The following is a 10,950-nucleotide window of genomic DNA, read 5'->3' as shown; positions in this document are numbered from 1 at the left end:
TAGCAAACCAAACAGTAACTAAAAATATAGTAGATACTTTAATAACAACAGGAAACATTATCATTCACAAAACAGGTAGCGATAAGAAACTTTTAGAAGGAGCTAAATTTAATTTAGTTCAAAATGGAAAAATTATTGCAAGTGGAGTGACAGATTCAAAAGGTGAATTAATATTTGATAATATTGAGCAAGGTGATTATCAAATAGTTGAAATAGAGGCACCAAAAGGATATGGTATAGCAGCGAATAAAGAGGTTAAAGTAGTAGCTAGTAAAATAGTTAATGTAGATGTAATAGATAATAAAATAATTGGTAGCATTAAGATAGTTAAAACTAATGAAGAGGGACAAGTTTTAAGTGGAGCTACTTTTAGTATCATGAATTCAAAAGGGCAAGTTATTTCAGAAGTAACAACAGATAAAAATGGTTTAGGAGTTTTAAATAATCTTGAGTATGGTAGTTATACTTATAAAGAGATAAAGGCACCTAACGGATATAATATCAACAATGAAGTTGGTAGTTTTGAAATAACAAAGCAGGGGATGATAGTTACTAAAAATGTTATAGATACAAAGATAGAAACTATTATAACTCCAGTAATAAAGCCTGATATAGAAAAGCCAAAAGAAAAACTAGATACTAAACCACATGTTGAAGAACATCATGAAAATAAACATCATAATAATGTTGTAGATCATAAAGATAAAGTTTCACATGAAGTTTTACCTCAAACAGGTAGTGTTATTGGAACAGATAATATGCTTGGATTAGGTTTAGTGCTTATTATAATTACAGTATTAGGATTCTTAGTTGAAGTTAGATTAAATAGAAGAAAAATTAAATAGAATTAGAAGAAGAGAGTATCAATTAAGTTTGATATTCTCTTTTTAATTGAAAATTTAGTGGGAATGAAAAAATAAGAATAAAAAAATGGGTAATTCTATATTAATTATTTACTATTTAAAAGGACTTATAATAATTAAAGTAGTAAAAATTATAAGTATGTGTAGAAATATTAATATTGAAATAGCTTATATGATGAATGAAAATACAGTGTGATGGGGAAATGTAAATAAAAATGAGAATATCCATTAACTAGGAGTGTGTTTTAATAAAAGGAAATAGTTATAATAACTAAGGAGATTTCTATTTCGGTAAATTAATGAGGATTATTTTACGGAATTGAAATTTTAGGGTAGGTTAATTTATTAAAATGTAAAGCTGGTTGCTTCATGAATAAAGTTAATAATAAAAAATAATTAGAGCATATAAAAAATATATGTTTATAGTAAGGGGGAAATGGTATGAATACTATATCAACAGCTTATTTAGGAATAGGTGGGATATTAGGCGTAGGAATGATATTTACAGGAGTAGTAGGAGTAGCATTTCTATGTAAGAAGAAATGATAAATAATTAGAGATAACAAAGTAATCAATAGGTTAGATTACTTTGTTATTTCTTTTTAAAGAATTCTTAAAATTAAAAAGAAATTTAATAGATAAAAGATTATTTGATGTGTTATTTCAAATAATCTTTTTTAGTTTATAAATTAGAGTTATATAAATTAAGAATTTCAGTAGCCTTTTTTTGAATTTCCTCAATAGCAATGGTAGGACTTAAAATTTCAATATTTTTTCCATAAGCAAATCCAAATTCAATACCTACAAAAATATCATTAAATTCAATTTCTAAAAGTGTAAAATCTTTATAGATTTCTTCATTAGTAATTTTTATAAATGGCCTAGTTTTTATATGGTTTAAGGTAGATGGGTTAACCTTAAATTTGAATATATGTTTTGGAATAGCTTTCTTGAAAATTTGTGTGGATTCTTTCCAATAGGTTTCAAGTTTAAAATCTACTGGGCGTGTAAATGAAGTATCTAAAATTTTAAGTTTTGATATAGAAGATAGTTTATAAGTTTTGATAATATCATTATTAAATGCAATTAAATACCAAGTTCCTTTTTTGCAAACTAATCCTAGAGGATTTGCTATAACAAGTTTACTTTCATTTATTTTTTGATATAGATATTCTATAGAGGAAGAATTCCAAATAGCTTCTTGAATTAGCATAAGTAAGTCTTTAGAATTATAATTTTTAGTATCATTCCAATTATTCATATCTATATAAATATAATTTTTTATATTTTCAAGTTCTGTAATTTGAGATTTATTTGAGTCACCAGTTAATTTCAAGTAAGTTGATTCTTGAGGTTTTTCAATTCCAAGGTCATCTAAGATTTTGCCATCTACGGGAAGGAAAAGTGAGATAAGTTCTTTGTTTGTAAGTCCTGTTAGTGTTGTTTTATAATCTCCAAGTAGTTTAATACCACCATTAGTTCCTCTATCAGCAAAGATTGGAATCCCAAGGGTACTAATAGAATCAATATCTCTATATATAGTTCTCATAGAAACTTCTAACCTTTGAGAAAGTTCTTTTGCAGTCATTTTATTATTTCGTTGTATAAGCATTAAAATTGAAATTAGTCTATCTGCTTTCATAAAATTTTCTCCTAGTCTAATATGACATAAGATGTCATATATTATGTTTTATAATTAGTTTATCAGATATAGTAAAAGATATAAAATAAACAACAAAAGTGAGGGCATAGAATTATGGAAAGAAAAATAGTTTTAAATTTAGCTATGAGTTTAGATGGATATATTGCGGATGAAAATGGTGGTTTTGATTGGTTAGTTGGAGATGGAAGTAGTGAGGTTGATACACTTGAAAAATGGGACTTTAAAGGATTTACTGATAGTGTAGATGTAGTTGTTATGGGAAGACAATGTTACGAGCAAGGGATGGCTAATGATTATGCAGATAAGATAGTTTATGTTGCTACATCAAAAGATTTAAAAGACCATGATAATATTAAATTTATGAGTGGAGATATAGTTAGCGTTATTTTAGATGAAAAGAAAAAAGAAGGGAAAGATATTTTCTTATTTGGTGGTGGAGTTGTTATAGATCCATTTATAAAAGCAGATGTAATAGATGAATATATAATAGGATATGTGCCAACAATTCTTGGAAGTGGTAGAAAATTGTTTTTAGATAATAATCCAAAAATAGATTTGAAATTAACAGAAACATTAGTTAATGATGGAATAATAATATCAAGATATGAAAAAAGATAATTAGTAAGGGAGATAAGTTTTCACAGCTTATCTCCTTATTTAAAATATACTTTAACAAGTAGTGAAATTGATAATTATATAGAATATCTTATTGAGTTTAAACATGAAAGACAGAAAAAAAGAGTTGAGAAGATTCTTATTATAGCAATGATTGTTATAGCAATAGCTGGTATTGTTTTAGGTGCTAATACAATGTCATTTATACAGCATAATATGCCGGTAACTTTCAAAAAGATGATTCTTATTAGAATGTTAGATGCTTTTGGCAGTATATAAGTTATTTAGGTATGATAAAAGTTTACGTTACTTACTCATTTGCTAGTATTGATGATATAATAAGATAGTAAATTATAGTACAAAATGATTCAAATGTTACATTGAGTCAATTGATATATACAAAGGATTATAAGGAGAAGAGTAAAATGAGTGAAGTTAAAATTAAAAATACTACTATGGAAGAATTTAAAGCAGAGTTTGGTTTAAAAGGTATTGATGGTGTAAAAAGCTATTCAGTAGCAGAACTTGGAACTCTTATGGGGAATGCTGATGGAAAAACTTATTTTGTTATAGGAGATAAGCTTTTTGAGGAGCCAAGTGAGGAGCTTCAAAATAAAGAGATTGCGAAGGAAGATATAGTAGAGATAGAGAAGTTGCATGATGCATATAGAGATTTATTAGTTGAGTATAGAGAATATCTATATTATAAAAGAGGGGACAAGGATTCAGAAGAGGCTAGAAAGATTAAGCATACAATGAATAATGTTATACTTAAAACTAGAGAGCTATTAGAAAAGAATAGTATTAAGTTAGAAGAAAATCTTAGAGAAGCTAGTACTAAATTCTTTATTCCAGATTTTACAAATGATGTATTTAAAGTAGATACATACAATATGTTAGATGAAATAGACTGTGGTCTTTAATTAAAATAGGAAAAATAACCTTAGCGGAGAAATCTTCTAAGGTTATTTTTTTATTAATTTCAAAGATTTTAACTTAATTTGAGAGAATTCTCCCACTTCAAGCTTTAGCTAAGTGCTGAGTAATTAACTAAATAGAGATGAAAGTAGATGAAATTATAATTTTTAATTGTTTATATAATTTAAATTAAATTAATTTTAGAAAATACACCTTAAAATGTATATTTTTTTGGGGGATAGTAGAAAAAAATATAATAAATAATACAACTTAAATATAATGATTGAAATTTATTAAGTATGATAAATTATAGAACAAGATGTGAAAGTGATGGTTTATGATGCTAATTATTTGTAAATTTATAAAAATAGTAAAAATAATAAAGAAACTATATTAAGAAACAATGCAAATGGTATGAATTTAATATATAATGAAAAAAGAGAAAATAGTAAAAAAACAAACAAAAGAAGAAGGAGACTTATATGTCAATAAAAGCAAAAATTTTAACAACAATCATAGTCGGAACAATGATAACTGTAGGTGGAATTTCTACAGCTCATAAAATAAATAATAATACTCCAGTAAAAGCTACTAATGTTAGCTTATTAGCAGGAGCACCATCAGAAGTAGGACAAGTTAATGGGTTACAAAATCAAAGTTTAACTATAAGTCCAGTAGATGGTAAAGTGTTAAATGGTGTTGATGCTACTATAACACAAGATGGAAAAACAATATACTCAGGTGGTATATATCATGGAAAGATAAACATAAGTAATTACTTTTCACCTCAAGTAGGAGAATTAGTAGGTAATTTAAATAAAGAAGGTTTCCAAACTGTTACTTTAAAAGTTAAAGGATATGAGCCTGTTAATGTAAGTATGTATATAGACAAATTATATGGTATGGAAGCAATGTATACATTCAATCCTAATGAAAAAATAAATACATTAGTAAATGGAAAAGTACAAAACTTTACAGCAAATAAAAGAGGTTCAGTATATTTATATTCAAATAGCCCATTTACATTTAAACCAGCAAATATGAATGACAGTTTTGGAAGAGATTATAAGCAATCTAGTTACCTTTATGGTGTAGCACCATTCTACGCAGTAGAAGCTTCTCCAATATATTTAAAGAAAGAAGTTAAAGCTACTGGAGTATTACAAACTAAAGGTTTAGAAAATCAAAGTTTAACTGTAAGTCCTGTAAATGGGAAAGTTTTAAATAATGTTGATGCTACTATAACAGAAGATGGAAAGACAATATATTCAGGTGGTATATATAATGGGAAAATAAATATAAGCAATTATTATGCTCCAGAAGTTGGACCATTAATAGGTAATTTAAATAAAGACGGTTTCCATAATGTTACTTTAACTGTTAAAGGATACAAGCCTGTAGTAGTAACTTTATATTCAAGAAAAATGTATGGTATGGAAGCAATGTACTCATTAAATCCAAATCAAAAAGTAAATTCATTAATAAATGGACAAGTACAAGATTTTACAGCAAATAAAAATGGTTCATTATACTTATACTCATATAAACCATTCACATTTACACCAGCAAATATGAATGATAGTTTTGGAAGAGATTATAAGCAATCTAGTTACCTTTATAATGTAACACCATTCTACGCAGTAGAAGCTTCACCAATATACTTAAGTAAGTAATTTAAATATATAAACCCTCTCATTTATTAATGGGAGGGTTATTTTGAAAAATAAATATGGAAAATCAAATTATGTATAAAAACGAAAAAATGAGAAATATTTACTAAAACAGGAACAAAAGTATTAAATTTAAACTATAATAATCATATAGATATTAGATTGTAAAAGAGTTATATAACGACCTAGTATATTTTTTTATTTGTTAAAAAAAAATATAAACTTTGTCTATAAAATTTGTTGACTTTTATAGACAATCTGAATATAATAAATAATGTAAGTAATCCGGAATAGCTCAGTGGTGGAGCAGTCGACTGTTAATCGAAAGGTCGTGGGTTCAAATCCCACTTCTGGAGCCAAGATGCTAAAACTCTTAGTGGAGTTTTCATGGAACTATGTAAAAGCAGATAATGTCTGTTTTTATATAGCTCTTTTTTTTATAAAAAAAGATAAATACAAAAATTTTATCAATATCTTCAATTTGAAGATTAGTATGTTTTATGTAGCTTTTTTTTAGATGTGTAGAAATATGTAAAAAATAGAATTTTTTATGTTCATAAAAAGTTAAAAAGAAAAAAATGAAATAATTTTGGAATATATATAGTCAGATTTTTTAAAAAAGGGTATAATATAAACATACTCTAATAACTAATTAAATAAGAATTTAAAAAATAACGAATAGAAAAAAATAGAAAAAATAATGCGTAAAAAATTCTATAAAGCAAGAAATAGCCGACTCCTGAGGATGAAACCTTGGGAGTTTATTTTTTTATAATATTTTAGTAGGTATTAGCGTTGGAAACTGATAGTCTGTAAAATAATTACCTATATGGTTAGACAGGATTATACGAAGCCCCGACTTCAAGTCTTTAGGCTAAGTGGTGGGTATTTCACGTACTCCAACAGGTGTGAGAATATCATTTATTGAATCACCAGATCATTAATTGAGCTTTTAGAAGGTTTTAATATGTAAAAAACACCCTTAATTCAAAGAATTAAGGGTGTTTTCTTATGCTGTATATATTTCAGCTAAAATTTGATCAAGTCCTAGATTTCTAGCGAGAATAACTCTGCTTGTTCCATCTAAAACATAGTACTTGTTGCTATCTTTTGGATGTTCTATTAATTTAAGTGTTTCAGTAAAATCGTTATTTTCCATTTTAGTTAAAAATTTAGGTATATTAAGTTCTTTAAGTGGCAGAAAACTTGCATATTGCTGTAAGAATATTAAAGAGTCTCTCCAAGTTAAATGCTCTAAACCAACACGACAAGTTCCTATTATATCTATCATGTTTATTTTTTTTGAACCTATAAAATCTTTACTCTCTTTATTTAAAGATAATATTATTGTCTCTAAATCTTTTTTCTTTGTATTATGTTTTTCTACAAGTTTTTTAGCAGTATCTTTTCTTTCGCTAATAAGAGTTTTATCTGTTATAAGAGTATATTTATTACCTTTATTTTTAATTTCTTCTTGACTAGCTTGAATTATTTCATTAAGGTCTTGGCCTGGTATTGTCATAAAAATCACTCCTAACTTTTTAGATATATACTATATAGTAAGCATATAGTATGAAGGTTTTCAAATTTTTAATATTGCTATATTTAATTAGATATCTTATAAAAAAAGTAAGATTTATGAAAATTAAGAATAATAAGTATTGATTTACTAAGAAATGATTCTATTTAACATTTTACAGTTAAAAAAATGATTTTCTATAAGTTGAAAAATACCCTTAAATGATTTAGTATTAACTTAAATTTGAGGTTTTTGACTTAGTTTATAAATAATAGGATTGAGAGTATTCTATCAAGAATTTAGGAAGTAACAAATAGTTACTAAAATGATAGATAAACAGGTATAAAAGTATCTAAACATACTTTTTAATCAAGAGAGCGTGTAATAAACCTAGCTAAAAGAATAATAAATGGAAGAAAGGAGCAAGCTACTTATATATCGATGGCTAGTCGGGAGTTAAAGACTGTGGAAAAGTAGAGAACAAAAAGCTTTGCTTTTATGTGAATCATTTTGTTGTGCACATAGTTTTATATCAAATCAGAGTAGTATATACGAAATGAGGGATAAAGAAGCAGTAATTTTCTTGATATAGACACTTTTGTCTATATTTTAAGTAGCAGTAAATTTAATATGTTATCAATATTTAAAAATGGTGTAAATTCGCCAGAAAAAATTAGTGGTAAAGCAAAAGAACTTATGTTAGATGTCGTTAGTTATAGAATGAGTGGAACTATTAATGCATCTGCTTATAATAATTTAAAGGTTCTTTTAGATGAACTTGTGGAAGAACATAGTTTAGAGGAAGAAAGATTTGATGAAGCTATATGTTTTGAGCCACAAAAAGAGATTAGAGCTTTAGATTTAGCAAAATTTATTAAAGGTGAAAATCCAAGAGAAATAATAATTCCACTTGATATGTATGCTGATTTTATCATTAGTTACTGTAGAGAAGAGATAGGAAATATTTTAGTTGCATATGCATTAGGATTTAATAGAGATGAAGCTGATACAGTAACGGGACTAAGAGAAGAAATTCATCAAAAAGCTATAAACTTTGCAGTTATGAATTATGATGAGAATTTAGATAAGATTAATTTAATGATGAGAAATGAAAATGATGAACTCAAAATTATAAAACCAACTGATGAAGAAGTTGGAAAAGAAATAGTTAGAGAGATGATAACTAATTTTGATATGTTTTATGTAAGAAAAGCTTACCTTGAGAAGGTTGGAATAATAGGTGAAAATGAAGTTAATATAAGAAATACTATATTTAAAAATAAATTCTATAATAACTCACTTTATATTTTAAGAGTACTTTTAAATCTTAATGTGAAAAATTATGGAGATAATGCTATAGATATTGGTGTTGCTAATTGCTGTAGAATAAGTGGTGTTAAGCTTAGAGGTGATTTAGCTGTAGTAGTAGCATCACTAGAAAAGTTTGCAAATAGAAAAGGTGAGCTAAATATTGCTTATGCAGATTCTGTTGCAAAAGATATAGGTAAGTTTCACAAGGATATGTTAGAAAATAAAATTGATTATAGAACAATTCTTGAGACAATAGATATGCTTACAAATGATGTTGATTTAAGTTTAGTTAGAGAAATTACAGCTGAAATAGCGTTACTTCTTTTAACTAAATATAAAAAAGGAAAAGTTGGAGCTTTAGAAAAACTTTGTATTCTTGATGGAGTTATGAGTAAAGCATTTTAATGAAATAAGGCTATGTCTTTTAAATTTAAAAGACATAGCCTTATTTTTAATCGTTAAATCTATAGCCAGTACCCCAAATAGTTTCTATATACTCAGGACTTCCACTATTTTTTTCGATTTTTTTTCTGAGTTTTTGAATGTGAACTGCAACTGTTGCGGTATCACCATAGTATTCACTTCCCCAGATTTTATCAAAAAGTTGATCTTTAGTAAAAACTATATTAGGATTACTAGCTAGAAAGAGTAGTAAATCATATTCTTTTGTAGTTAAAATAACTTCGTTACTTCTTATAAAGACTTTACGAGAATCTGTTTGTATCTCTAAAGCTTTGTTTACAATAATCTCTTTATTTTCTTTAGTCCCAACAAGTCTTTCATATCTCATTATATGAGATTTTATTCTAGCGACAAGCTCTGCAGGGCTAAATGGCTTGGTTAAATAGTCATCTGCACCAAATCCAAATCCTCTAATTTTATCTATATCTTCAGTTTTAGCTGAAACAATTATAATAGGAGTTTCAAAGGAAGTTCTAAAATCTTTAACTATTTCAAAACCACTTTTGTCAGGGAGCATTAAATCAACTACTATAAGGTCATAAATACCAAGCATTGCTTTTTTAAACCCTTCAAGTCCATTGTGAGATATATCAACTGAGTAGTCATTTAGTTCAAGATAATCTCTCTCAAGTTCTGCTATATTAATATCATCTTCAATTACTAATATTTTTTTCATATGTAAAACCCCTTTAAATTTATTTGCTAATTGGTAGTTTGATTATAAATTCACTACCTTTTGAAATTTCACTAAAAGCTTCAATAGTTCCATTATGTGCGATAACTATTTCTTTTGCAATTGCAAGGCCAAGGCCAGTACTCATAAGGTTTTTAGTTCTCTCTTTATCAATTCTATAAAATCTTTCAAAGATATTTTCAAGGTGCTCTTTTTCAATTCCAGGACCATTATCTTTAATTGATATTGATACATAATCTGAATCAGTAGATATAGTAACATCTACTTTTAAATCTTTACCACCATATTTTCTTGCATTGCCTATTATATTTCTAATAGTTCTATATATTGTTTTAGGGTCAAGACTTACAATTTCTGTTTTTTGAAGTGCATTTTTATAGCTGAAAATTTGATTATCTTCTTCAAAAATAAAACTAAATTCCTCCATAATATCATCAAGGTAGTAAGAGATATTTATAGGATTAAAATCAAATACAACTCTTTGCATATCAAGTTTTGAGAAAAGAAATAAATCATCTATAAGATTATTCATGTAGTCACAATTTGTTTTTACCACATCTAAATATTTATTGAGTTTTTCCTTATCAGTAACTTCACCCTCATGAATTAAATCTACATAGCCACTAATTGAGGTAATAGGAGTTTTTAGGTCATGAGATATATTAGCGATTAAATCTTTACGATTATTTTCATATTCAAGTTTTAAAATTTCACTTTTTTCAAGTTTTTCTGCCATAGCATTAAATTCATCTATAAGTGTACCAATTTCATTTCTAATATTGTTTTCTACTCTAACACTATAGTCACCATCAGATACTTTTAAAACAGCATCTTTTAAAGCTTTAACAGGTTTTAAAATCTTTCTGTTGAATTTATCATACATTACAATATTTATAATTTCGATTGTTAGAACAATTCCAGCTATAAAAAACGCTATTGATGCAAAACCAGTAGAGTGGAAGATGAAAGTTATGATGCAAAGCGTTGTAATCAAAGTTATAAATTTAAAAATTAAAAAGTCTCTTTTAATATGTGAAAACTCCTCGATATTTCTTTCAAAATGTGGACAATGTTCTTTGTGCTTTTCATGAAGTTTTTTATGTAACTTACTATTTTTTAGTATTCTCAAATAATCACCTCTATACCTCTAATATACAATATTTAGACAAATTAAAATAGCCAACTTGAAAGGGATACAAGTTGGCTAAAATATATTTTAACAAAAAATCAATTCT

Annotated in this window: 10 protein-coding genes and 1 tRNA gene; 7 read left to right on the top strand and 4 right to left on the bottom strand. The window is 26.5% G+C overall.

All coding sequences use genetic code 11. The features are described 5' to 3' along the window. The coding region (locus tag Q0V24_RS08305) for a SpaA isopeptide-forming pilin-related protein (RefSeq protein ID WP_297520349.1) at positions 1-845 on the top strand (845 nt) is incomplete at its 5' end. Positions 846-1,545: 700 nt separating this feature from the next. On the opposite strand, the gene Q0V24_RS08300 is transcribed toward Q0V24_RS08305, so the two are convergent. Beyond that, complete coding sequence (locus Q0V24_RS08300; protein ID WP_297520347.1) at positions 1,546-2,505, bottom strand: WYL domain-containing protein; 960 nt, start codon at positions 2,503-2,505, stop codon at positions 1,546-1,548. 114 nt (positions 2,506-2,619) lie between these two features. Here Q0V24_RS08300 and Q0V24_RS08295 point away from each other — a divergent pair, with 114 nt between their 5' ends. The 5 genes from Q0V24_RS08295 (at position 2,620) to Q0V24_RS08275 (ending at position 6,088) form a co-directional block, all read left to right on the top strand. Then, entirely contained in the window at positions 2,620-3,144 is a 525-nt protein-coding gene (locus tag Q0V24_RS08295; protein ID WP_297520345.1) for a dihydrofolate reductase family protein, read from the top strand. A gap of 147 nt (positions 3,145-3,291) precedes the next feature. Further along, entirely contained in the window at positions 3,292-3,420 is a 129-nt protein-coding gene (locus Q0V24_RS08290; RefSeq protein ID WP_297520343.1) for a hypothetical protein, read from the top strand. 146 nt (positions 3,421-3,566) lie between these two features. Further along, positions 3,567-4,064, top strand: coding sequence for a hypothetical protein (locus Q0V24_RS08285; RefSeq protein WP_297520341.1), 498 nt, complete (start codon positions 3,567-3,569; stop codon positions 4,062-4,064). A 477-nt stretch (positions 4,065-4,541) separates the two neighbouring features. Beyond that, positions 4,542-5,732, top strand: coding sequence for a hypothetical protein (locus Q0V24_RS08280; protein ID WP_297520339.1), 1,191 nt, complete (start codon positions 4,542-4,544; stop codon positions 5,730-5,732). Positions 5,733-6,013: 281 nt separating this feature from the next. After that, positions 6,014-6,088: transfer RNA gene (locus Q0V24_RS08275), tRNA-Asn, on the top strand. Between the two features lie 650 nt (positions 6,089-6,738). On the opposite strand, the gene Q0V24_RS08270 is transcribed toward Q0V24_RS08275, so the two are convergent. Further along, on the bottom strand, positions 6,739-7,251 hold the full coding sequence (locus Q0V24_RS08270; RefSeq protein ID WP_297520337.1) for a hypothetical protein: 513 nt from the start codon (positions 7,249-7,251) through the stop codon (positions 6,739-6,741). A gap of 627 nt (positions 7,252-7,878) precedes the next feature. Here Q0V24_RS08270 and Q0V24_RS08265 point away from each other — a divergent pair. Then, positions 7,879-8,964 carry a hypothetical protein gene (locus Q0V24_RS08265; protein WP_297520335.1) on the top strand — a complete coding sequence of 362 codons (1,086 nt, stop codon included), beginning with the start codon at positions 7,879-7,881 and terminating at the stop codon, positions 8,962-8,964. A 46-nt stretch (positions 8,965-9,010) separates the two neighbouring features. On the opposite strand, the gene Q0V24_RS08260 is transcribed toward Q0V24_RS08265, so the two are convergent. Both Q0V24_RS08260 and Q0V24_RS08255 read right to left on the bottom strand, forming a co-directional pair. Next, positions 9,011-9,697, bottom strand: coding sequence for a response regulator transcription factor (locus Q0V24_RS08260; RefSeq protein ID WP_297520333.1), 687 nt, complete (start codon positions 9,695-9,697; stop codon positions 9,011-9,013). 19 nt (positions 9,698-9,716) lie between these two features. Beyond that, positions 9,717-10,844: a HAMP domain-containing sensor histidine kinase gene (locus tag Q0V24_RS08255; RefSeq protein ID WP_297520331.1), complete on the bottom strand. Its 1,128-nt coding sequence runs from the start codon at positions 10,842-10,844 to the stop codon at positions 9,717-9,719. Between the last annotated feature and the right edge of the window lie 106 nt (positions 10,845-10,950).

This window comes from uncultured Clostridium sp. (assembly GCF_947039605.1).
Lineage (GTDB): Bacteria > Bacillota > Clostridia > Clostridiales > Clostridiaceae > Sarcina.
This window is presented reverse-complemented; position numbering and strand designations above follow the sequence as displayed.

Bases quoted from the DNA above. Each gene is read 5' to 3' on its own strand.
- Q0V24_RS08295 (WP_297520345.1), top strand. From the start codon at position 2,620: ATGGAAAGAAAAATAGTTTTAAATTTAGCTATGAGTTTAGATGGATAT.
- Q0V24_RS08270 (WP_297520337.1), bottom strand. From the start codon at position 7,251: ATGACAATACCAGGCCAAGACCTTAATGAAATAATTCAAGCTAGTCAA.
- Q0V24_RS08265 (WP_297520335.1), top strand. From the start codon at position 7,879: ATGTTATCAATATTTAAAAATGGTGTAAATTCGCCAGAAAAAATTAGT.
- Q0V24_RS08260 (WP_297520333.1), bottom strand. From the start codon at position 9,697: ATGAAAAAAATATTAGTAATTGAAGATGATATTAATATAGCAGAACTT.
- Q0V24_RS08285 (WP_297520341.1), top strand. From the start codon at position 3,567: ATGAGTGAAGTTAAAATTAAAAATACTACTATGGAAGAATTTAAAGCA.
- Q0V24_RS08290 (WP_297520343.1), top strand. From the start codon at position 3,292: ATGATTGTTATAGCAATAGCTGGTATTGTTTTAGGTGCTAATACAATG.
- Q0V24_RS08300 (WP_297520347.1), bottom strand. From the start codon at position 2,505: ATGAAAGCAGATAGACTAATTTCAATTTTAATGCTTATACAACGAAAT.
- Q0V24_RS08280 (WP_297520339.1), top strand. From the start codon at position 4,542: ATGTCAATAAAAGCAAAAATTTTAACAACAATCATAGTCGGAACAATG.